Origin of the sequence: Streptomyces sp. NPDC002825 (genome assembly GCF_040295385.1) — a bacterium.
Classification (GTDB): domain Bacteria; phylum Actinomycetota; class Actinomycetes; order Streptomycetales; family Streptomycetaceae; genus Streptomyces.
This window is the reverse complement of the sequence record NZ_JBEOVH010000039.1, coordinates 23,152-48,034: the sequence shown is the minus strand read 5'-3', so window position 1 is coordinate 48,034 and position 24,883 is coordinate 23,152. Positions and strand designations below refer to the sequence as shown.

Here is a 24,883-nt window from a genome sequence, read left to right as displayed (position 1 = left end):
CGGGAGAAGGGGCAGGGCATGCTGCGGCGCGGGACTGTCGGACGACGCTTCACGATCCTGTACGCGGCGGGGTTCCTCGGCTCCGGAGTCGTGCTGCTCGTCCTGACCTACCTGATGTCCGGCGTCCGGCTGTCCGCACCCGCGCCCGGGAACGTCCCCGCACCCCCCGCGAGCGGCTCGTCCGACCTCGCCGCCGCGCAGCAGCAGATCCAGGGGCTGCAGCGGCAGCTCGCGGAGGTGCACGCGCAGGAGGCACACCGGTGGGTCATGGCCTCGGTCCTCGCGCTGCTGGTGATGGCGGGCCTCTCCCTCCTGCTCGGGCGCCTCCTGGCACGCCGGGTTCTGCGCCCGCTGCGGCTCGTCACGGCGGCGACGCGGCGGATCTCGGCGGAGAACCTGCACGAGCGGCTCGCCGTGACCGGGCCCGCCGACGAGGTCAAGGAGCTCGCCGACACCGTCGACGGCCTCCTCGAGCGCCTGGAGGCCTCGTTCGTCGCGCAGCGGCGTTTCGTCGGCAACGCCTCGCACGAACTGCGCACCCCGCTGGCGACGATCCGCGCGTCGCTGGACGTGGCCGTCGCCAAACCGGAGCCCGCTGCCCAGACCCTGGCGCTCGCCGGACGGGTACGGACCGAGCTGGACCGCGTGGACCACCTGCTCGACGGCTTCCTCCTGCTCGCCCGCGCGCAGCACGGCGACGTCTCCGACCGGACCCTCGTGTCGCTGGGCGAGCTGGCGCGCGACGCGCTGGGCGGCCGGGCCTCCGACATCGCCGCGAAGGGCCTGGCCGTCGACACCGAGGTGCGGCCTGCGGCATGGACGCGGGGCAGTGCGGTGCTGCTGTCCCGGATGGTGCAGAACGTCGTCGACAACGCGATCGCGCACAACGAGGAGGGCGGCTGGATCCGGGTCGCCGCCGACAGCGAAGGCTCCGGCGCGCGCCTGGTCGTCGAGACGGGCGGGCCGGTCCTGGAGCAGGACCGGGTGGACCGGCTCGGGCAGCCGTTCGAGCGGCTCGGCGCGGCCCGTACGGGATCCGAGGGGAGCTCGGGCCTGGGCCTGTCGATCGTGGCGGCGATCGTCGCCGCGCACGGCGGCGGCCTCGTGCTCCTGGCCCGTCCGGAGGGTGGTCTGCGCGTCGCGGTGACACTGCCGTCGGCCGCCCCGGAGAATGACGCGGTGCGAACGGGGGTGCGGGCATGAGGGTGCTGGTCGTGGAGGACGCGCGATCGCTCGCCGAGGTCGTCGCCGAGGGGCTGCGGGATCAGGGGATGGCCGTCGACCTCGCGCACGACGGTCTCGCGGCGGCCGCCAAGCTCGATGTGAACGCGTACGAGGTGGTGGTCCTCGACCGGGACCTGCCCGGCATCCACGGTGATGTGCTCTGCCAGATGATCACCGGGCGGGACGACCGTCCGATGGTGCTGATGCTGACGGCGGCCGGGGCGCCCGGTGACCGGGTCAGCGGGCTCACCCTCGGTGCCGACGACTACCTGGCCAAACCCTTCCACTTCCCCGAACTGGTCCTGCGCGTCCGGGCCCTGGCCCGCCGCAGACCGGCAGCCACGCCCCGTACGCTGCGCGCCGCCGGTCTCGAACTCGACCCGGTCCGCCGCACCGCCGGCAGGGACGGCCGCCCCCTCGCCCTGTCGGTCAAGGAGTTCGCCGTCCTGGAGGCGCTCCTGCGCGCCAGTCCGGGCTTCCTGAGCGCGGAGGAGCTCCTGGAGCAGGTGTGGGACGAGAACGCCGACCCGTTCACCAACACCGTGACGGTCACCGTCGGCCGCCTGCGCCGCAAGCTGGGCGGCCCACCGGTCATCACGACGACGCCCGGGGTGGGCTACCGGATCGCCGACGACGCTCCGGTCGGCTGACCTCAGACCTCGCCGGCCGGCTGCGTCACGGCGAGCCGTTCCAACAGATGCGCGAGTTGCGCCTGTTCGGTTGCGTCGAGGCCCGTGAGGAGCCGGCGCTGGTTGTCCAGGTGGACGGCGATGAGTTCGTCGGTCAGCGCGACGCCTTCGGAGGTCAGGGTGATGAGGCGCCCGCGTGAGTCGGCCTCGTCGACGGTCCTGGCGACCAGGCCGCGGGATTCGAGCCGGTCGACGCGCTTGGTGATGGCGCCGGTGGTGACGAGGACGGTGCGGCTGAGCTCGCCCGCGGAGAGGGTGTAGGGCTCCCCGGTCCTGCGGAGCGCGGCGAGCAGGTCGAAGTCGCCGCTTCCCAGGCCCGCGGCGGCGAAGGGCGGACGCAGCTGCTGATCGAGCGCCCGGGTGAGCCGGAAGAGCCGGCCGACGACCAGCATCGGAGAGGTGTCCAGATCCGGGCGCTCCCGTTTCCACTGGGCGACGATGGCGGCGATGGAGTCGGGCTGCATCCCTTCACCTTATCTTCCACGGATGATAAATTATCTTCCGTGGAAGATATCAGTGTTGCCGAGGCCGCCGCACCCCCCGTCCACCCCACCGACACCCCCTCCCCCGCCCGCCGCAGGCTCATCGCCTCCAGCCTGGCCACCTCCCTCGGCGACGGCATCTACGTGCCGCTGACCATGCTGTTCATCCATGGCCTCACCGGGCTGTCCCTCACGTCGATCGGGACGGGCCTCACGATCGCCGGGCTCAGCGCACTGGCCTTCATGCCCGCCGCCGGGGCCCTCATCGACCGCATCGGCGGCCGCCGCGTACTCATCGGCGTCCTCGCGCTGCGCGCGATCGGCTTCGCCGCGTACCCGTTCGCCCACTCCTACCCCGCCTTCCTGACGATCGCCCTGGTGGTGGCCGTCGGGATGTGGGCCTCCTCGCCGAGCCAGCAGTCGCTCATCGGCGACCTCGCCCAGGGCGCCGAACGCGACCGGCTCCTGGCGTGGGACCGCAGCCTGCGCAACGCCGGAATGGGCTGCGGCAGCCTCGCGGCGGCCGGCATGCTCGCGTGGAACGGCACCACCGGCTTCGTCGTCGCCGCCGAGGTCCTGGCCGCGGTCTTCGCCGTCGCGGCCGTACTGGTCGCCCGGATCCCCCAGGTCCGCGGCACCACCAAGCACCAGGAGAAGCGCGGCGGTTATCGCCAGGTGCTCACCGACCGCTCCTACCTCCTCCTGACGACCGCCAACTTCCTCATCGCCTTCGGCTACACCGCCCAGGCCATGGCCCTGCCCGTCTTCCTCACCCGCGACGTCGCCATGCCGGACGCCCTGGCAGGGGCGGTCTTCGCGGTCAACACCGTTCTGGTCGCCGCACTCGGCGTGCCGGCCGCCCGCCTGACCGCTCGTGGCAGGCGCACCCGCACGGCCGCGCTCGGCGCGGTGACCTTCGCGCTCTCGTTCGCCGCCTTCGCCGCCCTCCCCCGGCTGGTCCACGGCGCGGAGGCCCTGATCGCGGTCCTCGCGGTCGCCGCGCTCTACACCGCCGGCGAACTCGTCCACTCCGCCCCGTCGCAGAGCCTCTCCGTCCAGGCGGCCCCCGACCACCTGCGCGGCCGCTACCTGTCGGTCTACCAGCTGTCCTGGTCGGTCTGCCGCACGGTGGCGCCCATGCTCCTGGGCTTCCTGCTCGACTCGGGCCCATGGCACCTCTGGACGGTGCTCGCCGCCCTCGTCCTGACCGGCGCGGCGATCCTCCTGTGCGCGGAACGCTCACTCCCGACCCACACGAACCTCCCCCGCGCTCGTACCTCGGCGATATGAGGTGGACTCGGCAGCGGCCCGTGCTGTTGCATCGGGCGGCGGGGGACGCCGAGTCGTGACGAAGGGGGACAGGGTGCGGGAAGCACTGCTGGGGCTGGCCGAGAACCCGGCCCTGACCGACGAGCTGTTCGCCCGGCTCGTGGCGGCCGGGGACGAGGAGGTCCTGCACACGCTGGCCGGGCGGGAGCAGCTGACCACCGCACAGATCGGCGCCCTGCTCGACGTCGGCGACCCGCAGCTCACGCGCTGCCTGGTGCGACGTGGCGGGAGCCGGGTTCCGCATGCGCGGCTGTACCGGGTGGAGCCGGACGAGAACGGCGGGGTGAGGGAATCGGCGCCGTCCTGCCGGCTCCTTCGCGTCACCCGCAGCGGTACGTGAAGGTGCCCTCCGCCGCGTGGGTGTGCGGGGACGTGATCACCACGCGGGCCACGGCCTCGTGGGTGCCCCGGCCCTCGAAGGTCCACAGGAGGTGGAGCCGGGCCTCCGTCCGGCCTCGGGGCACGGTCTCGCGCAGGGGTGCCGAGCGGGTGCCGTCGCTGCGTTCCCAGTGGTACGTGAGGGTGCCCGGGCGGCCGTCGGTGTGCACGACGGCCTCCACGTTCGCCGTGCCGTCGCAGCCGAGCGCCGCCTCCGGGGCGGTGACCGTGATGTCCCGTACCGAGACCCTGGGGCCGTACTCGCGCCACGCGAGCAGGGCCAGGACGGCGAGCAGGATCACGGCCGCCGGCGCGTACCGGAGGGGCCACCGGGAGCGGGGCCGGCGGGGTGGCGGACTGCCGGGCAGGGTGCCGTGCCAGATCTGGGCCGCCGTAGGGGTGTTCGCGGCGCGTCGGGCGGCGGCCGCGGTCACCCCCGGGCCGAAACGGAGGACTTCGCCCTCCACGCGGTCGGGCGTCGGATCCGGCGTCGGGCCCTGGAACCAGTGGCTGCCCAGTTCGGTGGCGCTGTAGTCGTCGTCGTTCACGTGATCACACACCGCCTGATGAAGATCTGCTGGAGGGAGCCGCCGTTCGCGGCGGCGGGATCCGTGCTCGCGCGCACGGCCCAGTAGCAACCGGTGCCTCGGACCTCGTGCTGGAGCGTCAGCGTGTAACGGTCCGCGCCTTCGCGCCGGATGGTCTCGGAGCCGTCCGGTGCGCCCGGCACGTCCTTCTCGTCGCTGGTGGACCACTCGACGAGGAGGGTCACCGGGCCCGTTCCGTCCGTCGAGATCTCGATGGTGGTCTCGGACGTCGTCGGCCCGGTCTGGCGCAGGCTCGTGACGGAGACGGACGTGACCGAGACCGGGGGCCGCGTCGGGGGTGTGGTCGGAGGGGTCGTGGGTGGGGTGGTGGGTGGGGTTGTCGTGGGCGGGGTTGTCGTCGGTGGGGTGGTGGGCGGCGTTGTCGTGGGCGGGGGCGGCTCGTCCGTGGTCGTGGGTGTGGGAGGCGGCGTCGAGGTGTCCGCCGGTGACGTCGTCGGGATTTCCGGCGTGGCAGAGGGCTCCTCGGCCGTCGGAGCCGTACTCGGGCTCGGGCTCGGTGACGTGTTCGTCGTCGCGAAGGCCTGCGCGGCCTGGTCGCCGTCCGACTCCTCTCCCCCGGCCTGCGCGGCGAGGGCGAGCAGCAGCGCCAGGGCGAGGGCGGCCGCGCCCGCGGGCAGCCCGTGCGGGAGCCACCGGCGCAGGCCCCGTGCCGGCGGCGCGGGCAGGGTCGTCGTGGCGAGCGCGGTGGTGCCCTGGGCCGTGCCGCCCGAGGAGGGGAAGAGCAGCGGCAGGAGCGCGGCGAGGGCCGCGAGCCGGCCACGGCCCCGCTCCTCCCAGTCCGGTCCGTACGCGGCCGTGGCCACCGACTCCAGTTCCCTGACGAACGCGTCGGCGTTCTCCGGCCGTTCGTGCGGGACCTTGGCGAGGCCCCTGCGGATGAGCGGGCGCAGCGGCTCCGGGGCCTGCCCGTCGGGTACGGGCGCCTCCAGGTGCTGGAGGGCGAGTTCGGCGAAGTTGTCCCCCGCGAAGGGCTTGCGGCCGGTCAGGCACTCGAAGAAGGTCGCGGTCGCGGCGTAGACGTCGGCGGCGGGCGAGGCGGGGGCGCCGTTCCACTGCTCGGGCGCCATGTAGGCGGGCGTTCCGGCGATGCCGGGGCGGCTGTCCCGGCCGGCCGCGATGCCGAAGTCGACGAGTTTGGAGGAGCCGTCGGCGGCGACGAGGACGTTCTCCGGCTTGTAGTCCCGGTGGACGACGCCCGCCCGGTGGGCGGCGGCGAGGCCGAGGAGCGAGCCCTTGAGGACGGCGAGGGCTGCCTCGGGTCCGGTCGCGCCTTCGCGGGCGAGGAGGGCGCGCAGGGCGATGCCGTCGACCAGCTCCATGACGATGGCCGCTCCGCGCGGGGCTTCGACGTACTCGTAGAGCCCCACGACGTGCGGTGTGTCGAGGGCGCCGAGGAGTCGGGCCTCGGAGCGGAAGCCATGGACGAACGACTCGTCGGAACGGAGCCTTTCGCTCAGGTACTTGACGGCGACCGGCGTGCCGGTCGCGTCGTGGACGGCCAGCGTCACCCGTCCGCTGCCGCCCGCGCCCAGCTCCCGGGACTCCGTGTAGCCCGGGACCACCCATGCGCTCATCCGCGTACCCCCTCGGCGCCGTGGCGGGACCTTGGCGAGGCCTCCCGGCCTTCCTCCACAAGGACAGATTCTCGCCACGGCCGGTTCCCGGCGACAGAGTCCGGTACGGGAAGGGGAACGGCCGCCACGATCGTGGAGCGCCGGTACGGGAAGGGGAACGGCCCCCCACGATCGTGGAGGGCCGTCCGGTGTGCCGGGTGGTGCGGTGCGGTTACGGAGTGACCTTCAGGAGCTTGTTCGCCGTGCCGGCCGAGGGGTTCTTGATGGCGTCCGGTGTCGCCGCCCCGGTGAGCGCGGCGGCCGTGTCGGCGGGTGTCGCCGAGGGGTGGGCCGCCAGGTAGAGGGCCGCGGCGCCGGTCACGTGCGGCGTGGCCATGGACGTTCCGGAGATCGTCTTGGTGCCGGTGTCGCTGTCGTTCCAGTCCGACGTGATCTCGGAGCCGGGGGCGTACAGGTCCACCACCGCACCGAAGTTGGAGAAGTCCGACTGCTCGTCGTCCTTGGTGCTGGAGGCCACGGTGATGGCTTCGGGCACGCGGGCCGGCGAGCCCTGGCCGGCGTCGGAGGACTCGTTTCCGGCCGCGACCGCGAAGGTCACGCCGGAGGCGATGGCGCGCTGGACCGCGGCGTCGAGCGCCTCGTCGGCGCCGCCGCCGAGGCTCATGTTCGCGACGGAGGGCCCGGAGTGGTTCTGCGTCACCCAGTCGATGCCCGCCACGACCTGCTCGGTGGTGCCGGACCCGTTGTCGTCGAGCACGCGCACGGCGACGATCTTCGCCTTCTTGGCGACGCCGTGGGAGGTGCCCGCGATGGTGCCGGCGACGTGGGTGCCGTGGCCGTTGCCGTCGTCGGCCGAGTCGTCCTTGTCCACGGCGTCGAAGCCGTGGGTGGCCCGGCCACCGAAGTCCTGGTGGGTGATCCGGACGCCGGTGTCGATGACGTACGCGGTGACGCCCTCGCCTCCGCCGTCCGGGTAGGTGTACTTGTCGTCGCCGGCCGTCTCGGCCTGGTCGATCCTGTCCAGGCCCCAGGACGGGGGATTCTCCTGCGTCTCCTTGATGGTGAAGCGCTTGTTCTGGACGACCGTCTCGACGGCGGGGTCGGCGGCGAGTCGCTTGGCCTCCTCGACGGTCAGGCCCGATGCGGAGAAGCCGTTGACCTCCGAGCCGTAGGAGCGCTGGAGGGTGCCGCCGTACTTCTTCGCGAGGTCCGCCTTGTTCGCGGATGCGTCGAGGATGACGACGAAGCTGCCGGAGATGGCGCCCGGGGCGCCGAGTCCGTGCACGGTGCCCTCGGCCGGGGCGGCCGCGCCGGCGAGGTTGCCCGCGAGCAGCACCGCGGTGGCGGCGCCTGCTACTCCTGCGGCTATGGCCGCGTTGCGAAGTCCGCGGGATCGCTTGTGAGTTGCCATGAAAAGGGTCTCTCCTCGTGTTGACGTGTGGGGCGTCAAACGTTCGAGGGAAACCCTGTGCGAGTTGGCAGGAGCAAATCAAGTGCGAACCAGGGGTAAGGGGTTCTTCAACAAGGTTTCTGAATAAGCCCTCCGCATCGCCTCCACGTCGCACACGCCGCACCGCGAACTCCTCCGTGAAATGGGCACGTTCGGCGCGAGGCGGGGGACCGACGGGAAATCAGTGACGCAAGCGGGTGTTGAGACGGGCGGCCTGGCGGGTCAGATGGTCGCGTTCCAGAACGTCGTTCGCCTTCTTCGCCGCTTCGGCGTAGAGACGCGCCGCCGTCGCGAGATCACCGGCGCGCTCGTGGAGGTACGCCGACACCGCCGCGTACCGGGGCAGGGCGGCGTCCAGCTCCGCGAGCGCCGCCAGGCCGGCGCGCGGTCCGTCGGCCTCGCCGACGGCGACCGCACGGTTGAGCCGGACGACCGGGCTGTCGGTCAGACGCGTGAGCTCGTCGTACCACTCGACGATCTGCACCCAGTCGGTCTCCTCCGCGGTGGGCGCGTCGGCGTGGAGCGCCGCGATGGCGGCCTGCGCCTGGAACTCGCCGAGCCGGTCGCGGGCGAGCGCCGCCTGCAGCATCCCGATGCCCTCGGCGATCGCTTCCGTGTCCCACCGCTCGCGGTCCTGCTGTGCGAGCGGCACGAGGCTGCCGTCGGGTGCGGTCCGGGCGGCGCGGCGGGCGTGGTGGAGCAGCATGAGGGCGAGGAGTCCCGCGACCTCGGGGTGGTCGATCGCGGCCGCGAGCTGCCGGGTGAGGCGGATGGCCTCGGCGGCGAGGTCGACGTCGCCGGAGTAGCCCTCGTTGAAGACCAGGTAGAGCACGCGCAGCACGGTGGCGACGTCGCCGGGGCGGTCGAGCCGGACGCCGGAGACCGTGCGCTTGGCCCGGCTGATCCGTTGCGCCATGGTCGCCTCGGGCACCAGGTAGGCCTGGGCGATCTGACGGGTGGTCAGCCCGCCCACGGCGCGCAGCGTGAGCGCGACCGCGGACGAGGGCGTCAGGGACGGGTGGGCGCACAGGAAGTAGAGCTGGAGCGTGTCGTCCACCGAGGGCGCGGGTCCGGGCGCGGGCTCCTCGTCGACGAGGTCCTCGCGCCGGCGGCGGGCGGAGTCCGCCCGGGCCGCGTCGAGGAACTTGCGCCAGGCGACGGTGACCAGCCAGCCCTTAGCGTCCCGGGGAGGGTCGTCCGGCCAGACGCGGACCGCCTCCACCAGTGCGTCCTGGACGGCGTCCTCGGCCGCCGCGAAGTCGGCTCCGCGGCGGACGAGGACGGCGAGGACGCCCGGTGTGAGGCTCCGGAGCAGGACCTCGTCCATGACGGGGGTCACTCCGAGATGGTGGGCGGCTCGGTGAGGAAGGGGCGCAGTTCCAGCCACTCGTGGATCGGCTTCCCGCCGGCCCCGGGGGCGGCCGAGAGTTCCCCGGCGAGCTCGACGGCGCGCTCGTAGCTGTCGACGTCGATGACCATCCAGCCGGCGATGAGGTCCTTGGTCTCGGCGAACGGGCCGTCGGTGACCGGCGGGCGGCCCTCTCCGTCGTACCGGACGAACGTGCCCTCGGGGGCGAGCGCCTGCCCGTCGACGAACTCGCCGGTCTTCTCGAGCCGGGCCGCGAAGTCCTGCATGTACCGCACGTGGGCCGAGATCTCCTCCGGCGTCCAGTGCTCCATGGGGACGTCGTTGACCGGGGCCGGGGCGCCGCGGTAGTGCTTCAGGAGCAGGTACTTGGCCATCGTGTTCTCCTCGGTGCGGATGCGGCCCATTCTGGTCGCTCTCACACCGGGGACGGAGCAGCCCACGGGTTCTCGACATCACCGCCGGATTTTTCTTCCGGCCTCGTCGGCCGGCCCAGGTACCAGACGGGGCCGGGGTCGTCCACGGCCAGCAGCCGGAAGCCGAGCCGGTCGTAGAACGCCCGGGCCGGGGTGTTCGCCCGCGCCATGCAGAGGTGCACGGCGGGGACGCCGTGCCCGCGCAGGGCTCCCAGGAGGGTCGACATGAGGGCCCGGCCGTACCCGCGGCCCTGCCACGCGGGCAGCAGGTCGATGTGGAGGTGGGCGGGGAAGCCCGTGAGTTCCTCGCGGACCATGCGCTCCGGCGTGTGCAGCAGGCCGGTCATCTCGTCGGCCGGAGTACGGGCCGCTCCCGTCAGGGGCGGGTACCGGTCGGTCACCCGCGGCAGCCACTCGGCGCGGAACCGTCCGGCGAACGCGGCCGTGTCCGGAACGCCCAGGACGTAGCCGACGGCGCTGCCGGCACCGTCGTCGAGGACGAAGGCGAAGTCCGGTGCGAAGTCCACGTACGGGTAGGCGAAGATCGTCGGCAGCAGTTCGGGGTCGGGGTAGAGAGGCGACGCGTCCCCGCCCTCGTGCGCCGTCCTGACGCAGATGTCACCGAGCGCGGAGCGGTCCGAGGGCCGGTACGGGCGGATGAACGGTTCGGTCGTCACCCGGTGCAGCCTGCCACCTTGGGAGCGCTCCCGCAGGGTTTTTCGACGACCGGGAGGTCGCGGCGTCCGCGCAGGGGAGACAGGAGCGCCGGAAGGAAGCTCAGCCCCAGGAGGACCCCTCCGACCCATAGGGCCGCGCGCGGCGAGGCGTACGCACCGATGGCGCCGGCGAGCGCGGCGGCGAGGGCCATCGTCCCGGTGAGGAGGAACCGGAAGGTGGCGTTCATCCGGCCGAGCAGCCCCGCCGGCGTCAGACGCTGACGGAGGCTCACGCCCAGGACGTTGGCCGCCCCCGTCCGTACGGCGAACGCGAACCACCCGGCACCCGCCACCCACAGCCACCCGCCGCGGTCGATCAGGGGCACCAGGAGACCCGCCGGAGCCAGGTACACGTCGGCCACGACCAGTCCCCGACCGTGGCCGAACCGGTCGGCGAGCGGACGGGCGCAGCGGGCCCCGACGAACAGCCCGGCGCCTCCGGCCGCCCAGAAGAGACCGAGCACGCCCGCCGACAGACCGAGGTCACGGGTGAACAGGACGGGGAGCATCGTGCTCACCATGACCGCCCCGAGGTTGCCCACGGCGCCGGTCAGGGCGACGGCGCGCAGTTCGGCGTGGCCCAGGACATGACGCAGGCCCTCGGCGATCTGCGCCCGCAGGTTCGCCCCCGGGCCGGCGGCCTCCTGTGGGACGGGGGCCGCGGGTGCGGGCCTGCGCGCCATCCACATCAGCTGGAGCCCCGACCCGAGGTGGCCCGCAGCGGAGCACACCACGGCGAGCGGTGCGCCCAGGAGCTGCACCAGAGCACCGCCGGCTCCCCGCCCCGCCACGTTGCCCGCGGCCATGAGACTCACCAGGGCGGAGTTCGCCGGGATCAGGGCGTCGGGCGCGACGAGCCGGGGCAGCGCGCTCTGTCCGGCCACGTCGAACAGGACGGTGGCCACCCCGTTCAGGAAGACCACCACACACAGGCCCCAGAAGGTCAGGACGTCGCACCACCACGCCACCGGGATCCACGCCAGGAGCGCCGCGCGCACCAGGTCCGCCGCGATCAGAATCGTGCGGTGGCGCATCCGGTCGACCCACGCGCCCGCGGGGAGGCCGATGAGCAGGAACGCCGCCGTGCCGAGGGAGCCGAGCAGGCCGACCTGGCCGGGCCCGGAGTCCAGGGCGAGCACGGCGATCAGAAGGACGGCGACGTACGAGACGTTCGTCCCCAGCGCGCTCAGGACGGAGGCGGAGAACAGGACGCGGAAGTCCTTCGTACGCCACGGGGACCGGGCGTCGCGGGGATGCTGCGCGCGCCGGGGGATCCGCGGGCGCCGCGAGGCGGGGAGGAAGGTGGGCATGCCCGGTACGGTGGCCGGTCGTCACAGCCAGGAGCCAATGTTTTAGCCTCACGTGAATCCGAGGAACGCAGGCCGGCCAGGAGGGGGCACCCGTGCTGGAGATCGAGTTCTCGGCCGAGGACGTCGCGCGCACCCGCTTCGCCATCTCGCCGCTCTGGGAGGTCGTGGCCGGCGCCCGGGTGCTCCTGGGCGCCGACGAGCAGGCCCTGCACCGCCGCTGGGCCGCACAGGTGCGCGCCCGGATCGCGGCCGCGCGGCTCGATCTCACGCCGCTCACCTCGCTGGTGCCGGCGCCGGCGCCTTCCATCCCGGGCTTCCTCTGCCCACCGCCCAGTACCTCGGGACCGACGCTCGCCGTGGAGCTGGCCGCGCTGCGCGCCACCCCGCCCGAGCGGATCCGGGCCTCCGCGCCCGAGGCACGGGCCGGCGTCGACGCGCTGCTGGCCGATCCGGAGCGCGGGCTCGGACGGCTCGCCGATGTCATCGCCGCCTTCTGGGAGCTCGCGATGGCCCCGTACTGGCCACGTATCCAGACCCATCTGGAGGCCGACATCCAATACCGGGCGCGCCGCTTCGCCGAGGGCGGGACACGGACCCTCTTCGAGGACCTCGAACCACGACTCGCCTGGAACGAGGGCACCTTGAGCGTCCAGCACCGCTTCGTCCACGGCGTGCGCAGGCTGGACGGGCGCGGGCTGCTCCTCGTGCCGTCGGCGTTCGTCTGGCCCCGGATCTTCTCGACGACGGACCCCCTCTACCAGCCGGCCCTGCGCTATCCCCCGCGCGGCATCGGCACCCTGTGGGAAGCCCCGCCCGAATCGGCCTCCCAGGCACTCTCCGGGGTCCTCGGCCGCTCACGCGCCCTGCTGCTCGCCGAGCTCACGGCACCGGCGTCGACGACCGATCTGGCCGGGCGCACGGGCCTCACTCCCGGCGGGGTGTCCCAGCACCTCGGCGCCCTGCGCGCGGCCGGTCTGGTCTCGGCCCACCGGGCCGGACGGGCCGTGCTGTACGCACGCACGCGCGTGGCGGAGGAACTCGTCTCGGGGGCAGGGCGGTAACCGACGGCGAGCCGTCACCGCTGGGCCAGGCTCGCCGGTGCCGGCGAGGTCTGCGCTCCTCCCCGAGGGCCGGGGAGATGCGGAGGCGGGTGTGGTCCCGGCGTGCCGGTCGCGGTCGCGGACGGGCCGAGGGCGGCGAGGAGAAGGAGCAGGGCGCGGCGGGCCTGTGGGGCGTCGACGTGGGCTTCGAGGTCGGCGAGCGCGCGCCGGGCCCGGTGCCGGGCGCGGCCGGCGCGCCCTGCGCGGTGGTCGGCGAAGGCACGGGCGTACTGGGCGAGCGCCGTGGCCCAGGCGTCGTTCGCGCAGCTCGGCTGCGCGAGGGCCCGGCAGGCGGTGCGGGCCGCCGCCGCGGGGGCGCGGTGGGCCTCCACCACGGCCAGGGCGGCCAGGCTCACGGCGGACGGCGGGCCCCCGGGGGCGCCGCGCGGCGTGGTGTCCGCCGCCTGCCGGTAGTACGCGGCGGCCGACTCCGGGTCCCGTCGCTGCCACGCCAGCGTCCCGTACACATGGGCGATCCGGCCGAGGAGGGCGTCGTCACCGGCGAGCACGGCCGCAGGCCAGGCCAGGGACAGCAGGTGGTGCGCCGTACGCGGGTCCCAGGCGGCGCTGAGCCAGGCGGCGAGCCATCGGCCCCTCGCCACGAGCGGACCGTCGGCGGGCAGCCGGGACAGCAGGACGCGCAGGTGGTCGCTGCCTTCGCGCGCGTGGTCCTGGACCGCCCACCAGAACCACAGGTGCAGCACGCTCTCCAGGGCCGTCTCGGCGTGACCGGCCCCGTCCCCGGCGCGGTGCACGAGGGCCATCAGGTCGTCGTGCTCGTCCCGGACGGTCTCGAGCGCCTGGCGCTGAAGCCCGGTGCTCCACAGGGACTCGGCGACGGCCGCCACCCCACGGAAGTGCACGGCGTGCCGGTCCCGGGTTGCCGGCCCTTCGCCGGCCGCCGAGAGCCGTTCCGTGCCGAAGTCCCGGGCGGCCCTGGCCATGCGGTAGCGCGGCGGGCACACCGCGCCCGCGTCTCCGAGCGCCTGGAGCGCGCCGATGGCGCTCAGCATCGCCAGGGCGGGAGGCACGTCGTGCGGAGCGAGATCGGAGCCCGAGCACACGAACACCGCCGCCGCCTCCGTGAAGGGCCCGGCGAACACGCTGAGCCGGCGCCAGACGGCGCGCTGCGCCGGTTCGCACAGGGCGTGTACGGCTCCGATGGAGGTCCGCAGTGTGCGGTGCCGCAGCAGGAGCGGGGCGGGGTCGGCGAGCCGGCACTGGCCGTTCTCGAGGTGGGCGGCCAGCTCGTCAAGGGTCCACTCCCCCAGCCGGCCCGCGGCCAGTTCGAGGGCGAGGGGTACTCCCTCCAGCAGGCGGCAGACCCGGGCCACGGCCGCCGGATCGGCCTCCTCGCGCCACCCGCGCTCCCGTGCGCGGGAGACCAGGAGCTCCGCGGCGGGCGACGGACCCTCCTGGCCGGGTGCCGCCTCCACCGGCAGGGACGCCAGCCTGATGACCTTCTCGTCGCCGAGCCCGAGAGGCCGCCGGGCGGTCACCAGGACCCGTACTGAGGGCTGGTCCATCAGCAGCGTCTGGACCAGGCCGACGCCTTCCGTGTGCACGGGATCGACATCGTCCAGGAGGAGGAGCACGTCACCGGCTGGGAGGTCGATGTCCGGGGCGGCGAGGTCCTGGGCGGGGAGGTCCGGAACGGCCAGGTCCAGGGCGGGGAGGTCCGGAACGGCCAGGTCCTGGGCGGGGAGGTCGGATTCGTCACCGGTCGGGACGGCCAGGTCCGGCACGGCACGGTCCGGGACGGCCAGGTCCGGCACGGCACGGTCCGGGACGGTCAGGTCGGACACGTCACCGGTCGGGACGGCCAGGTCCGGCACGGCACGGTCCGGGACGGCCAGGTCCGGCACGGCACGGTCCGGGACGGCACGGTCCGGGACGGCACGGTCCGGGACGGCACGGTCCGGGACGGCACGGTCCGGGACGGCACGGTCCGGGACGGCAAGGCTCATCGAGGCGGGGTCCCCCGTGTCGAGCTCCCCCGTGGTCATGTCCGTCCGCGCCGGATCCCACGTCAGGCCCGCGCCCCTCAGCGCCCGGGCGACCCGTGCCGTCAGCGCCCGGCGTCCCACGGGGATCCCGTCGTGCCATCGCACCCGGACCACCGTCCGCCAGGGGCCGTCGAGAGAGGGTGCGACTGCGGCCAGCGCCAGTCGGCTCTTCCCGGTCCCGGCCGCGCCCGTCACGGTGACGAGCCGGTGCCCGGACAGGGCGCCCCGGAGCTCGGCGAGCTCCTCGTCGCGTCCCACGAGCGCGGGACCGTGCCGGAGGCAGTCCACGAACCGGGCATCGCGTCCCTCGCCCCGAGTCCACATCTCCGGCATCGCGCACCATCCAGATCTTCGCTTTCGCCGCCGACCACCGAGATCGGTAGTCGACACAGAACCCGCAGGTCCCGGATGCAGAACCGTCACTGCACCGGGCGTCACGGCAACCCCAACGCGCTCCCCCGGCCACGGGTGGCGCGCACACGGGACGAACCACCCGCCGCAACGAACGGTGGAACGCGTGACCGACACGAAGACCCACGCGTCCCGACGCCCTCAACGGCTCATCCGGACGCGGCTCTTCCGTTGGCTTGAAAGCGATCTGCTTGAGGTTCCTGGCAGTTGATGATCAATTCAAGTACTCTTCGAACGCGCCGGGGGCGTCTTGGGATCGCCCGGGATCAGAACCTGGGGGGCCAGTGTCCAACGCCACCACGCTCGACCTGCCGTTTCCGCCTCGCGCCAATCCGAACCAGGCATCCGTCGCACCACGCCACCGGGACTGGCTCCTCCATCACCAGGGCCTCACCGCCGCCATAGCCCTGCCGGCGTACGAGAAGTGGGACGTTCCCCGACTCGCCGCGTTCACCAGCCCGGATTCCACGGTCGACGACCTCGTCCTCGCCGCGGACCTGCTCGGCTTCTACTTCCTCTTCGACGACGGCTTCGACTCGGAGCTCGGTCGGGCACCGGCGCAGGTGGCCGAGATGTGCACCCGCCTGACGGCCCTTCTGTACGGGGACGGCCCGGCGCCCGAGGGCCGCACCCCCGTCGAGAAGGCCTTCACCGACCTCTGGGAGCGCAGCGCCCGCGGCATGTCCGCCCGGTGGCGGGCGCGGTCCGCCTACAACTGGGAGTGGTACTTCGCGTGCCACCCCGCCGAGGCCGCCGGCCGGCTCTCCGGACGGCTCCCTGACCGGGAGAGCTATCTGGCGCTGCGCCGGGGGACGGCGGCCATGGAGACCCTCTTCGACATGGTCGAGCGGCTCAACCGTTTCGAGCTGCCGCAAGAGGTGCTGCACCACCCGACCCTCCGCCGGATGCGTCAACTGGCCGCTGACATACCGTCGTTCACCAACGACGTGCACTCGTACGCCCAGGAGCTCGCCCGCGGGGACGTCGCCAACCTGGTGATGATCGTCCGCGAGGAACGCGGCGGCACCCCTGACGAGGCGGCGGTGCAGGTGATGCGCGAGGCCCAGGCGATGGTCGACCGCTTCGTGGAGCTGTCCTCCGAAGTCCCGGAGATCTGTGAGCTCTTCGACCTCGCGCCCGCCGCACGGGAGGCCACCCGGCGGTACGTCGACGGTCTCGCCGCCTGGATCGCCGGCTACCACCGCTGGGAGATCGACACCGGCCGCTACGACCACTGAGCACACGGTCATCCCCTTCCTGAGCTCAGGGAACGAGGACGACCTTGCCGAGATTGCGGCGGGACTCGACGAGTTCGTGGGCGCGCGCCGCTTCGGCGAGCGGGATCTCGGCGGCGACACGGGGGCGGAGCACCTGGTCGCGGTGGAGCTGCCACAGCTCGTCGCGCCAGCGCGCGTACACCTCGGGCTTCCCCCGGGCGATGGACGCCATCTGGAAGCCGATCACGGACGCGCCCCGGACCAGCAGTTCGTAGGCGTCGATCGTGCCGCCGCCCGAGCTGAAGGCGACCAGGCGGCCGCCGGGGGCGAGCGCGCGCACGGCGGGTCCGAGGAGTTCCCCGCCGACCCCGTCGATGACGACGTCGACCGGATCGCCCCAGGACTCGTCGCCGTAGAGCACGACCTCGTCGGCACCGAGGGAACGCACGAACTCCGCCTTGTCGGCGCTGCCGACGGCCGCGACGACACGCGATGCGCCGCCGGCCCTGGCGTACTGCAGGGCGAGGCTGCCGACCGCGCCGGCCGCGGCGGTGACCATGACGGCGTCGCCGGGGCCGGGCTGCCCGGCCTCGTAGGCACCTCGGGCCACGAGGCCGCTGCGGACCAGGGCCACTGCGTCGACGGCGGTCGCCCCGTCGGGGATGCGGGAGGCCATCGCCTCGTGGACGAGGGCCAGTTCGGCGTAGGCGTGGGAGAAGCAGAGGCCGGTGACGCGGTCGCCCGCGGAGAAGCCGGTGACGCCTTCGCCGACGGCGGCGACGGTGCCCGCCACCTCGCCGCCGAGCGGGCCCGGCTCGGCCCCCTCGCGCACCTTCCGTACGGCGGGCAGGGTGACCCCGACCGCTTCGGACCGGACGAGCAGCTCACCCGGGCCGGGCTCCGGCACGGGGGCCTCCTCGACGAAGAGGACCTCGGGACCGCCGGTCACTTCATGGCGGACACGACGCATGGGCACCTCCAGGTGCGCAACGGACACGGAATCGTTGGAATCCCCAACGAATTTCAGCGTAGAGGCATACCGTTGGGAAGTCCAATGAATTCGGGATAGCCTGCCTCCATGACTCCGACGACCCCGACGACTCCCGCGGAAGGCCCGCACGCCTTGGCGCACATCCAGTCCCTGCCGAGCTGGCTGATCGGCCGCGTCGCCGCCCGCGGGCGGAGCCTGGTCGCCGAGGCGATCGCCGAGGAGGGACTGAAGCTCCCGCAGCACGCCGTGCTCGCGGCGGTGTCCGAGTACGGCCCGGTCGCCCAGGCCGATCTGGTGCGCCGCCTCGGCTTCGACGCGAAGGACGTGGTCCTCCTCCTCAACCACCTGGAGGAGGCCGGTCTCGCGCAACGTCAGCCCGATCCGCGCGACCGCCGCAAGAACGCGGTGACGGTGACGCCGGCGGGTGCACGGACCCTGGAACGGTGCGCGGAACTGGCCGAGCGGGCCAACTCCACGCTCCTCGCGCCGCTCAGCGCGACGGAGGCACGTCAGCTGATGGAGCTGCTGAGCCGGGTGCACGAGGGATAGCGACGCGATCCACGCCCGGGCTGTCGTCGGCCGAGGGAAATGCCTTGTCGCGCAGTGGCGTTGATCGCATGCTTCGACGGGTGAACACCGAGGACGACTCCCCTCACGCGACCCTCACCCTGCCCGTCGGCGTGCGTGACCTCCTCCCCCGGGACCTGCCGGCCTGCGCCTGGTCGGGCTCGGCCACCCACCTGCGCCATGCGGAACGGGAACTGGCCCGCGCGTCGGTGGGCGAGGTGGACTACCTGGCCGTATGCACGCCCCCGGATCTGCCGGTGGCGATCGGCGGCATCGACTACCAGGTCTCCTCGGGAGCCGGAACCCTGTGGCAGCTCGCCGTACTGCCGGCGCTCCAGTCCTGCGGCCTGGGAACGCTGCTCGTCCGAGCAGCCGAACAACGGATCCGGGACCGCGGTCTGCGCACGGCCGAACTCGCCGTGGAGGAGGACAATCCCCGTGCGCGCGCCCTGTACGAGCGCCTGGGCTATGTCGCGTACGGCCGTGCGCCGGACGCCGGGGACGAGGAAGGACCCGACGGGTCGATCCGCCGCCACGAGACGATGTGCGTACTGATGCGCAAGCGCGTCTGAACCCGGGGCCCTGCCCAACGGGCGCCCTTCCCCTACGGGACGCCGAGGGGAGGTGACGGCTCCCCGCCCTCCGACGCCGGGCACGGCGCCGCCCTACGCGCGGCCCGCGTCGATCAGGTACTCGGCGAGGTCACGGGCCGCTGCCGCGAGTGCGCTGCCGGGGCGGGTCGCGCCGGCGGCGAGGAGGCCGTCGACGAGGAGGAGCAGCTGGTCGGCGGCGAAGTCGGGACGGGCGTGTCCCAGGGCGACGAACTCGTCGGTGAACAGGCCGTGGAGGGTGCGACGGTACGCGCTGGTCACCTCGTGGGCGGGGTGCTCCGGGTCCGTGAGCGCGAGGTCGGCGGCCAGGTAGCGGCAGCCGTGGAAGTCCGGGGCGGCGACGATCTGGCCGAGCCGGTCGACGACCGCGAGGAGCCGGGCGCGGGGGTCGCCGCCCGCCGCGTCCATGGTGGCGCGGTACCGCTCGACGTCCTCGGCGGTGCTGCGGCGCAGCACCTCGGCGATGAGACCGTCCTTGCCGCCGAAGTGCTCGTACAGCGAGCGGCGGGCGACGCCGGCGCCCTTGAGCAGGGCGTCCACGCCGACGCCGACACCCTGGGCGTACGTCAACTCCTGGGCGGCGAGCAGGAGTCGCTCACGGGGGCCTGGCTTCACGGAAGTGCTCATGCCTCGATTCTGCAGCACTTGACACGGTAGAACAACCGGTCTATCTATTTCTCTCGTAGACCGAACGGTCTATCTCTTCCGAGGAGGCGTCCATGCCCGCACGCACCACCGCCGAAGTCATCGACCGTTTCAACCGCGCGTTCACCGACCGCGAGGCCGGCCTGCTGGCCGACCTGATCGCCGACGACTGCGTCATGGAGAGCGTCCAGCCGGCGCCGCGCGGCGAGCGGGTCTCCGGGCGCGAGGCGTGTACCCGGTGGTGGACGGCCCTGGTCGACGACCGCGGCGCGCAGTTCACCCCGCAGGAGGTGATCGTGGCCGGCGACCGCGCGACGATCGTCTGGACCTACCGCTTCGGCGACGGCGCCGACCAGTGGGTGCAGGGCGTCAACGTCATGCGAGTGACCGACGGCCGGATCACCGAGGCGCTCGGCTTCAGCAAGACCGCCGGCGAGGTCCCGCTGGCCGCCGACTGATGCCCGGCACGGGAACCCCCACAGCCACCACCAGCACCTCACACGAAAGGCACGACCGATGCGGAGCTACCACCTGTCGCACAGCGGGGCCGGGCTGTCCGGTCTCTCCGTCCGCGAGCACGACGTCCCGACGCCCGGCCCCGGTCAGGCCCTGGTGGCGGTGCGTGCGACGTCCCTGAGCTTCCGTGAACTCATGGTGCTCGACGGGACCTACGTCCTGCCGGTCAAGCCGGACGTCGTCCCCGTCTCGGACGGGGCCGGTGAGGTGGTCGCGGTCGGACCCGGAGCCGGGTCGGTACGCGTCGGGGACCGCGTCGCCGCCACGCTCTTCCCGTCGTGGCAGGACGGCCCGTTCGCCATCGAGCACGCCGCGCAGCGCGGCGGTTCGCTGGACGGCATGCTCACCGAGTACGCCCTGGTCGACGCGGACGGGCTCGTGACCGTGCCCGCACACCTGACGTACGCGGAGGCGGCCACCCTGCCCTGCGTGGCGGTCACCGCGTGGAACGCGCTGACCGGCGACGGAGTCGGGGTCCGCCCCGGCGACACCGTCGTCGTGCAGGGTTCCGGCGGGGTCTCCCTCTTCGCGCTCCGGTTCGCGAAGGCGCTCGGCGCCCGCGTCATCGCCACCACCAGCAGTCCCGCCAAGGCCGCGCGCCTGCGCGAACTCGGCGCCGACGAGGTCGTCGACTACGCGGCCACCCCCGACTGGGCCGGCGAGGTCCGCGCCCTCACGGGCGGCCGGGGCGCCGACCGTATCGTCGACGTCGCGGGACTCCTCCACGAGTCCGTCCGGGCCATCACCCTGGCCGGCACCATCGTGTGCGTCGGCTTCACCGGCAGGACCGCCCCGCCGCTCGACCCGTACGCCCTCTTCTCCTCCGGTGCCACCGTCCGCAGCGTGGCGGTCGGCAGCCGCGCCCAGTTCACCGCCATGAACGCCTTCATCGAGGAGCACGGGCTGCGGCCCGTCGTCGACCGCGTCTTCCCCTTCGACGAGGCCGTCGACGCCTACCGCCACTACGCCGCCGGAAGCTCCTTCGGCAAGGTCGTCATCGACCACTCCTGACCGCTCACTGCTCCCAGTACTGGGCCAGCGATCCCTCCCGGTACGGAGCGGGGCTCACGCTCAGTTCGCCGGCGAAGGGGCGGTCGAGGACGAAGACGAGGAGCAGACTGAAGCCGATGAGGGCGGCGACCGAGGCGACGAAGAGGAGCTGGATCCGCAGTTTGCGCATGCCGTAGAGGAAGGTCAGCGGGACGAGGACGATCGCGCCGCCGAAGGCCAGGGCCTGGAGCAGCGGCGGCAGTTCCTGCTGGGCCATGGTGAGGCGGGCGCGGCGCTGGGCGGCGACGTCGTTGAGGTGGGTGACGGCCTCCTCGTAGAACACCTCCTCGCGCGGGGACTTCGGGTCGTACGCCTGCAGGACCTCGAAGGCGGACCGCAGGTGCCCCTCCGTGGCCCCGTAGCTCGGCTGCCCGGCCCGCATGCGGGGCCACTGGTCCTCGACGACCGCGTGGACGTAGCCGCTGAGCGCGGTGTCGAGGTCGGCGCGGACGGCGGGCGGGAAGGCGCCGGCGTCGCGGGCGATGAGCGCGGCGTCGGTGGCCTCGCTGGCGACGATGGTCTGCGTGCTGTCCAGCTGGGTCCAGAGGGTGACGATGACGAAGGCGAGGATGATCCCGTAGATCGCGCCGAACATCCCCAGGGTCACCCCGACCATGTCGTTGTGCTCCCCCCGGGCCAGCGAGGGATACCTGCGTCGGAGCAGCACGCTGCCGGCGACGGCGAGCACGACGGTCCCGCCGACGGTGACCACGGCCAGGGTGAAGGTGCTGAAGTGATTGAGGAGCCAGAGCGACATGTGCGGGGAGTCTAGGTGCGGCGGCGGGCCGTTCCCGGCCCCCGGCCGCGATCACGGTGAATGATCACTCGCCCGTGTCGGCGATGGAACACGCTGTCGCCGGTCCAAGCCCCTGCGCGCTTGTTCGGGCGTACGGAGACACCCGGCGGCCTCACCACGTGGGGCCGAACGCCTCCGGTGTCGTCGCCCTCGCCGACCAGCGGGCCGGCAAGCGCCTCGGCAACGTCGACACCCGGCTCTACCACCTGGCTCGCACGCCCCGGGAAGGGCAGAAGGCCGGCATCGACGACATCACCAGCGGCGTCAACGGCCAGGACGGCTTCCGCGCCGCCCCGGGCTACGACCTGGCCACCGGCCTCGGCACCGTCGACGCCCCGGCCCTCGTCCCGGCCCTCGCGGCGACGACTGGTCGAGCCGAGCCGCTCCGACGGACGGAGCCGCGGTGCGGCGCGCCTCATCGCTACGGTCGTCGGCGTCTGCCGCGCAGCCTTCGGATCCGGGGCCGGAGCCTCTGCCGTGCACGTATCGCAGGCCGGTGGGCGGTCTCGTGGCGGCCGGGGGTCCAGCGGTCGTCCGGGGAGAGCAGTGGGGCCTTGCGTGAGGCCTGCGCCTGGATCTCCTGGTGGGACTCGTACGCCGTCACGCGGAACGCCTCGTCGTGGGCGGCCAGTGCCGCCGTGATGCCGGCGCCCGCGCCGCCCCGGCGCCGGACGTACACGGCCAGCCAGGTGAAGACGCCCATGATCCCGGCAAGGCCGGCGACGAAGACCAGAAACGCCGTCATGTCGCTGTCTCCCCTCCTCTTCGGCTGTCGCCCCTTCTCCTTGACTGGTGAACGTCGCCGCGGCGGCAGCCGTTCCAGGGCGTCCCACTTCCCGCCCTGGACACGGCGCACGCAAAGCCGCCGGTTCCTCCGGTGGCGGTGCCGCCCGAGGGGTTGCGCCCTCCGGAGGAGGACCTCCGGGGTGGTGAACGTCCGGCCCGAAGGCCGGCGTTCCTCACTGGCGGAGGGCCACGGCGGCGTGGTGTCCGTCCGGGACGGTGACGTCGGCGAGGAGCCAACCGGTCGGTGCCGAGGGCACCGGCCCCGAGCCGACGTAGTCGGCGGACGGATCCGCGCCCAGGCCCACGCCGAGCCCTTTGAGGTAGGCCTCCTTCCTCGTCCACACCCGGGCGAACGCGGCGGGGCGGAGTGCGGGAGCGAGCGCGGCGAGTTCCGCCGCCTCGACCGGGTGGAGGACCTCCGAGGCCTCCGTGACGGTGTGCGGCGCGGGCACCCGCTCGATGTCCACACCGACGGGGGTGGTGGCCACGGCGATCAGGCTCAGTCCCTCGCAGTGGGAGAGCGAGAAGTGCAGGCGTCCGTCGGGCAGGACGGGGCGCCCGTGCGGCTCGCCGCAGCAGGGGCACGGCGCCCGTGCCACGGACACGGCGCGGGGCGCGATGTCCAGGTGGGCACCGAGCAGTCGGCGCAACCCGACGTGCGCGCACAGGTACGTGGCGCGGTCGCCGGAGCGGCGGAACTCCTCGGAGCGGGCCAGTTCCTCGGTGGCCAGGACGAGGGGGGCATACCGGGTGACGGTGTCCCGGTGGGCTTCGGTGGCCACCAGCCACAGCTGCGGTCGTACGGGGCGGAGCCCGGGCAGCCGTGGCAGGGCCGTGGTCAGGGGCGGGAGGGTGGTCGGGACGAGCGGGCCGGCCGGCGGAGCCGTCGGCGGTGGCGGGGGAACCAGCGAGATCATGTCTGCCTCACACGGACGTGGCGGTGGGCTCCGGTGCGGTACGGGGACGGGCGTCGGCCCGCGGTGCGGCGGTGGCCGTCCCGCCGCGCAGGGCGACGGCCGCGGCGATCGGGGACAGGAGGGCGAGGCCCGCGCACAGCAGCCAGGTGCCGGTCACCCCGAGGGAGAGCGAGACGGGGCTGAACACGGCGAGGGACAGCGGTGCCGCGCCGATGCCGGAGAGCGCGAAGGTGGACATCGCGGCGCCCATCCGGCCTTCGGGGACGGCCTGTTGGTAGGCGGTGACGAGGGCGGGTCCGTTGAGTCCGGAGAGCAGGCCGACGGCGCCGGCCGTGGCGGCGAGGACGACGGGTGACGGGACGAGGGCCATGGCGGCCATGCCGGCCGCGAGGCCGACACCGGTGACCACCAGCTTGGTGTGCGCCGGGATGCGGTGGGCGAGCGCCGCGCCCACGGCCGCCGAGGCGAGCGCGCCGGCGCCGAAGACGGAGAGGACCATGGCGACGGCGCCGACGCCCCAGCCCTCGTCGGCGGCCCGCAGGGGCAGGGCGACCTCGGCCGGCCACAGGAACGCCAGGTCCATGCAGAAGCAGGCGACGAACATCCAGCGCAGGCGCGGGTGGGCGGCGAGGAGCCGGAAGCCGTCGCCGGAGCGGCGCAGCAGGGAGGGCCCCTGGGGAGCGCGCTCGGGCCGTGTCATGCCGTGGGTGACGTGGGTGGCGCAGACCAGCCAGACGGCGCAGCCGACGGCCGCCGCCGTCATGGCCACGGGCAGACCTCCGACGACCACGAGCCAGGCGCCGAGGGGCGAGCCGGCGATGGGGGCGAGGCGCAGCACCATGGAGAAGAGGGAGTTGGCGCGGCCGAGCTGGTCCTGGGGGGCGAGGCGGGGCAGCAGGACCCCGGAGGCGGGGCCGGTGAGACCGAGCAGGACGCCGTCGACGAGGGCGACGGCGATCAGCGGCCACAGGGTCTCGGTGGTGGCGGTGACGGCGACGCCGGCCGCGAGGACGAGGACGCGGACGCTGGTCGCGCGGAGCAGGACGGCACGGGGGCCGAGCGCGTCGGCGAGCGCTCCGCCGAAGAGCAGCAGCAGGGCTCGGGGCAGGGTGGCGGAGAGGGTGACGTACGTGACGGCTTCGCGGCCGCCGAGCTGGACGGCGGTCCAGCTCATGGCGATCAGGAGGGCGAAGCTGCCCGCCTGCACGGCGGCCTGGCCGACGACGAGGCTGCTGACGCGGCGCCAGTCGACGGCGGGCGCGGCGGCGGCCGTGGGCGGGCTGGTTTCGGGGGTCGTTCCCATGGGGTCGGCTTCCTGTGGTCGGGTGTCTGCGGTGGAGGCTCTGGGGCCGGCTTCTTCGGTCGGGTTCCTGCGGTCGGGTTCCTGCGGCCGGGGCTCTGTGACCGGCTTCTTCGGTCGGGTTCCTGCAGTCGAGGTCCTGCGGACGGGGCTCAGTGGCCGGTTTCCGCAGACGGGTTTCTGCGGTCGGGTCCTGCGGCCGGGGCTCTGTGACCCGCTTCTTCGATCGGGTTCCTGCGGTCGAGGTCCTGCGGCCGGGGCTCAGTGGCCGGTTTCTGCAGACGGGTTTCTGTGGTCGAGGTCCTGCGGACGGGGCTCAGTGGCCGGTTTCTGCAGACGGGTTTCTGCGGTCGGGTCCTGCGGCCGGGGCTCTGTGACCCGCTTCTTCGATCGGGTTCCTGCGGTCGAGGTCCTGCGGCCGGGGCTCA

At 73.5% G+C, this 24,883-nt stretch carries 25 protein-coding genes; 10 read left to right on the top strand and 15 right to left on the bottom strand.

Going from position 1 to position 24,883, the window contains the following annotated elements; all coding sequences use genetic code 11:
- Positions 1-18: 18 nt before the first annotated feature.
- On the top strand, positions 19-1,203 hold the full coding sequence (locus ABT041_RS34510; protein WP_351192009.1) for a sensor histidine kinase: 1,185 nt from the start codon (positions 19-21) through the stop codon (positions 1,201-1,203).
- Entirely contained in the window at positions 1,200-1,874 is a 675-nt protein-coding gene (locus tag ABT041_RS34505; protein WP_351192007.1) for a response regulator transcription factor, read from the top strand. The genes ABT041_RS34510 and ABT041_RS34505 overlap by 4 nt, the downstream gene beginning before the upstream one ends.
- Positions 1,875-1,876: 2 nt before the next feature.
- Here the strand turns inward: ABT041_RS34505 and ABT041_RS34500 are convergent, their stop codons facing one another.
- On the bottom strand, positions 1,877-2,377 hold the full coding sequence (locus ABT041_RS34500) for a MarR family winged helix-turn-helix transcriptional regulator (protein WP_351192005.1): 501 nt from the start codon (positions 2,375-2,377) through the stop codon (positions 1,877-1,879).
- 39 nt (positions 2,378-2,416) lie between these two features.
- On the opposite strand from ABT041_RS34500, the gene ABT041_RS34495 reads away from it, so the two are divergent.
- Together ABT041_RS34495 and ABT041_RS34490 are read left to right on the top strand one after the other, a co-directional pair.
- Entirely contained in the window at positions 2,417-3,685 is a 1,269-nt protein-coding gene (locus ABT041_RS34495) for an MFS transporter (RefSeq protein WP_351192003.1), read from the top strand.
- A 73-nt stretch (positions 3,686-3,758) separates the two neighbouring features.
- Entirely contained in the window at positions 3,759-4,064 is a 306-nt protein-coding gene (locus ABT041_RS34490) for a hypothetical protein (RefSeq protein WP_351192001.1), read from the top strand.
- On the opposite strand, the gene ABT041_RS34485 is transcribed toward ABT041_RS34490, so the two are convergent.
- From ABT041_RS34485 to ABT041_RS34455, 7 genes are all read right to left on the bottom strand, one after another.
- On the bottom strand, positions 4,045-4,650 hold the full coding sequence (locus tag ABT041_RS34485) for a hypothetical protein (protein WP_351191999.1): 606 nt from the start codon (positions 4,648-4,650) through the stop codon (positions 4,045-4,047). The genes ABT041_RS34490 and ABT041_RS34485 overlap by 20 nt on opposite strands.
- A complete protein-coding gene (locus ABT041_RS34480; RefSeq protein WP_351191997.1) occupies positions 4,647-6,284 on the bottom strand; it encodes a serine/threonine-protein kinase in 1,638 nt (545 codons plus the stop codon). The genes ABT041_RS34485 and ABT041_RS34480 overlap by 4 nt, the downstream gene beginning before the upstream one ends.
- Positions 6,285-6,495: 211 nt before the next feature.
- The gene (locus ABT041_RS34475) at positions 6,496-7,695 is read right to left on the bottom strand and encodes a S8 family peptidase (protein WP_351191995.1); all 1,200 of its coding nucleotides are present in this window, start codon (positions 7,693-7,695) and stop codon (positions 6,496-6,498) included.
- Between the two features lie 220 nt (positions 7,696-7,915).
- Positions 7,916-9,061, bottom strand: a complete 1,146-nt coding sequence (locus ABT041_RS34470) for an RNA polymerase sigma factor (protein WP_351192053.1) — start codon at positions 9,059-9,061, stop codon at positions 7,916-7,918.
- A gap of 8 nt (positions 9,062-9,069) precedes the next feature.
- Positions 9,070-9,477, bottom strand: a complete 408-nt coding sequence (locus tag ABT041_RS34465) for a YciI family protein (RefSeq protein ID WP_351192051.1) — start codon at positions 9,475-9,477, stop codon at positions 9,070-9,072.
- Positions 9,478-9,518: 41 nt separating this feature from the next.
- Entirely contained in the window at positions 9,519-10,193 is a 675-nt protein-coding gene (locus ABT041_RS34460) for a GNAT family N-acetyltransferase (RefSeq protein WP_351191993.1), read from the bottom strand.
- Positions 10,190-11,542 carry an MFS transporter gene (locus ABT041_RS34455; RefSeq protein ID WP_351191991.1) on the bottom strand — a complete coding sequence of 451 codons (1,353 nt, stop codon included), beginning with the start codon at positions 11,540-11,542 and terminating at the stop codon, positions 10,190-10,192. Before ABT041_RS34455 ends, ABT041_RS34460 begins: the two co-directional genes overlap by 4 nt.
- Positions 11,543-11,634: 92 nt before the next feature.
- Here ABT041_RS34455 and ABT041_RS34450 point away from each other — a divergent pair, with 92 nt between their 5' ends.
- Positions 11,635-12,603 carry an ArsR/SmtB family transcription factor gene (locus tag ABT041_RS34450; protein ID WP_351191989.1) on the top strand — a complete coding sequence of 323 codons (969 nt, stop codon included), beginning with the start codon at positions 11,635-11,637 and terminating at the stop codon, positions 12,601-12,603.
- 14 nt (positions 12,604-12,617) lie between these two features.
- On the opposite strand, the gene ABT041_RS34445 is transcribed toward ABT041_RS34450, so the two are convergent.
- The gene (locus tag ABT041_RS34445) at positions 12,618-14,906 is read right to left on the bottom strand and encodes a hypothetical protein (RefSeq protein WP_351191987.1); all 2,289 of its coding nucleotides are present in this window, start codon (positions 14,904-14,906) and stop codon (positions 12,618-12,620) included.
- A gap of 437 nt (positions 14,907-15,343) precedes the next feature.
- Here ABT041_RS34445 and ABT041_RS34440 point away from each other — a divergent pair, with 437 nt between their 5' ends.
- Complete coding sequence (locus ABT041_RS34440) at positions 15,344-16,297, top strand: terpene synthase family protein (RefSeq protein WP_351191985.1); 954 nt, start codon at positions 15,344-15,346, stop codon at positions 16,295-16,297.
- 25 nt (positions 16,298-16,322) lie between these two features.
- Here ABT041_RS34440 and ABT041_RS34435 read toward each other — a convergent pair whose 3' ends face one another.
- Positions 16,323-17,246, bottom strand: coding sequence for a quinone oxidoreductase family protein (locus tag ABT041_RS34435; RefSeq protein WP_351191983.1), 924 nt, complete (start codon positions 17,244-17,246; stop codon positions 16,323-16,325).
- Between the two features lie 108 nt (positions 17,247-17,354).
- Here ABT041_RS34435 and ABT041_RS34430 point away from each other — a divergent pair, with 108 nt between their 5' ends.
- Both ABT041_RS34430 and ABT041_RS34425 read left to right on the top strand, forming a co-directional pair.
- The gene (locus tag ABT041_RS34430; RefSeq protein ID WP_351191981.1) at positions 17,355-17,816 is read left to right on the top strand and encodes a MarR family winged helix-turn-helix transcriptional regulator; all 462 of its coding nucleotides are present in this window, start codon (positions 17,355-17,357) and stop codon (positions 17,814-17,816) included.
- Positions 17,817-17,884: 68 nt separating this feature from the next.
- Positions 17,885-18,406: a GNAT family N-acetyltransferase gene (locus ABT041_RS34425; protein ID WP_351191979.1), complete on the top strand. Its 522-nt coding sequence runs from the start codon at positions 17,885-17,887 to the stop codon at positions 18,404-18,406.
- Between the two features lie 93 nt (positions 18,407-18,499).
- On the opposite strand, the gene ABT041_RS34420 is transcribed toward ABT041_RS34425, so the two are convergent.
- Positions 18,500-19,072 carry a TetR/AcrR family transcriptional regulator gene (locus tag ABT041_RS34420; protein ID WP_351191977.1) on the bottom strand — a complete coding sequence of 191 codons (573 nt, stop codon included), beginning with the start codon at positions 19,070-19,072 and terminating at the stop codon, positions 18,500-18,502.
- A gap of 92 nt (positions 19,073-19,164) precedes the next feature.
- Between ABT041_RS34420 and ABT041_RS34415 the strand changes: the two genes are divergently transcribed.
- Together ABT041_RS34415 and ABT041_RS34410 are read left to right on the top strand one after the other, a co-directional pair.
- Positions 19,165-19,548, top strand: a complete 384-nt coding sequence (locus ABT041_RS34415) for a nuclear transport factor 2 family protein (RefSeq protein WP_351191975.1) — start codon at positions 19,165-19,167, stop codon at positions 19,546-19,548.
- 58 nt (positions 19,549-19,606) lie between these two features.
- Complete coding sequence (locus ABT041_RS34410) at positions 19,607-20,617, top strand: zinc-dependent alcohol dehydrogenase family protein (RefSeq protein WP_351191974.1); 1,011 nt, start codon at positions 19,607-19,609, stop codon at positions 20,615-20,617.
- Between the two features lie 4 nt (positions 20,618-20,621).
- Here the strand turns inward: ABT041_RS34410 and ABT041_RS34405 are convergent, their stop codons facing one another.
- The 4 genes from ABT041_RS34405 to ABT041_RS34390 all read right to left on the bottom strand — a co-directional run bounded on the left by ABT041_RS34405 (position 20,622) and on the right by ABT041_RS34390 (position 24,458).
- Positions 20,622-21,413, bottom strand: a complete 792-nt coding sequence (locus ABT041_RS34405; RefSeq protein WP_351191972.1) for a bestrophin-like domain — start codon at positions 21,411-21,413, stop codon at positions 20,622-20,624.
- 460 nt (positions 21,414-21,873) lie between these two features.
- Positions 21,874-22,197 (bottom strand): hypothetical protein, encoded by a 324-nt coding sequence (locus ABT041_RS34400; protein ID WP_351191970.1) that lies wholly within the window; start codon positions 22,195-22,197, stop codon positions 21,874-21,876.
- 214 nt (positions 22,198-22,411) lie between these two features.
- Positions 22,412-23,155, bottom strand: a complete 744-nt coding sequence (locus ABT041_RS34395) for a 4'-phosphopantetheinyl transferase family protein (protein ID WP_351191968.1) — start codon at positions 23,153-23,155, stop codon at positions 22,412-22,414.
- A gap of 7 nt (positions 23,156-23,162) precedes the next feature.
- Positions 23,163-24,458 (bottom strand): MFS transporter, encoded by a 1,296-nt coding sequence (locus ABT041_RS34390; protein WP_351191966.1) that lies wholly within the window; start codon positions 24,456-24,458, stop codon positions 23,163-23,165.
- Between the last annotated feature and the right edge of the window lie 425 nt (positions 24,459-24,883).

Bases quoted from the DNA above. Each gene is read 5' to 3' on its own strand.
- ABT041_RS34510 (WP_351192009.1), top strand. From the start codon at position 19: ATGCTGCGGCGCGGGACTGTCGGACGACGCTTCACGATCCTGTACGCG.
- ABT041_RS34505 (WP_351192007.1), top strand. From the start codon at position 1,200: ATGAGGGTGCTGGTCGTGGAGGACGCGCGATCGCTCGCCGAGGTCGTC.
- ABT041_RS34500 (WP_351192005.1), bottom strand. From the start codon at position 2,377: ATGCAGCCCGACTCCATCGCCGCCATCGTCGCCCAGTGGAAACGGGAG.
- ABT041_RS34480 (WP_351191997.1), bottom strand. From the start codon at position 6,284: ATGAGCGCATGGGTGGTCCCGGGCTACACGGAGTCCCGGGAGCTGGGC.
- ABT041_RS34475 (WP_351191995.1), bottom strand. From the start codon at position 7,695: ATGGCAACTCACAAGCGATCCCGCGGACTTCGCAACGCGGCCATAGCC.
- ABT041_RS34470 (WP_351192053.1), bottom strand. From the start codon at position 9,061: ATGGACGAGGTCCTGCTCCGGAGCCTCACACCGGGCGTCCTCGCCGTC.
- ABT041_RS34465 (WP_351192051.1), bottom strand. From the start codon at position 9,477: ATGGCCAAGTACCTGCTCCTGAAGCACTACCGCGGCGCCCCGGCCCCG.
- ABT041_RS34455 (WP_351191991.1), bottom strand. From the start codon at position 11,542: ATGCCCACCTTCCTCCCCGCCTCGCGGCGCCCGCGGATCCCCCGGCGC.
- ABT041_RS34435 (WP_351191983.1), bottom strand. From the start codon at position 17,246: ATGCGTCGTGTCCGCCATGAAGTGACCGGCGGTCCCGAGGTCCTCTTC.
- ABT041_RS34430 (WP_351191981.1), top strand. From the start codon at position 17,355: ATGACTCCGACGACCCCGACGACTCCCGCGGAAGGCCCGCACGCCTTG.
- ABT041_RS34425 (WP_351191979.1), top strand. From the start codon at position 17,885: ATGCTTCGACGGGTGAACACCGAGGACGACTCCCCTCACGCGACCCTC.
- ABT041_RS34420 (WP_351191977.1), bottom strand. From the start codon at position 19,072: ATGAGCACTTCCGTGAAGCCAGGCCCCCGTGAGCGACTCCTGCTCGCC.
- ABT041_RS34415 (WP_351191975.1), top strand. From the start codon at position 19,165: ATGCCCGCACGCACCACCGCCGAAGTCATCGACCGTTTCAACCGCGCG.
- ABT041_RS34410 (WP_351191974.1), top strand. From the start codon at position 19,607: ATGCGGAGCTACCACCTGTCGCACAGCGGGGCCGGGCTGTCCGGTCTC.
- ABT041_RS34405 (WP_351191972.1), bottom strand. From the start codon at position 21,413: ATGTCGCTCTGGCTCCTCAATCACTTCAGCACCTTCACCCTGGCCGTG.
- ABT041_RS34400 (WP_351191970.1), bottom strand. From the start codon at position 22,197: ATGACGGCGTTTCTGGTCTTCGTCGCCGGCCTTGCCGGGATCATGGGC.
- ABT041_RS34395 (WP_351191968.1), bottom strand. From the start codon at position 23,155: ATGATCTCGCTGGTTCCCCCGCCACCGCCGACGGCTCCGCCGGCCGGC.
- ABT041_RS34390 (WP_351191966.1), bottom strand. From the start codon at position 24,458: ATGGGAACGACCCCCGAAACCAGCCCGCCCACGGCCGCCGCCGCGCCC.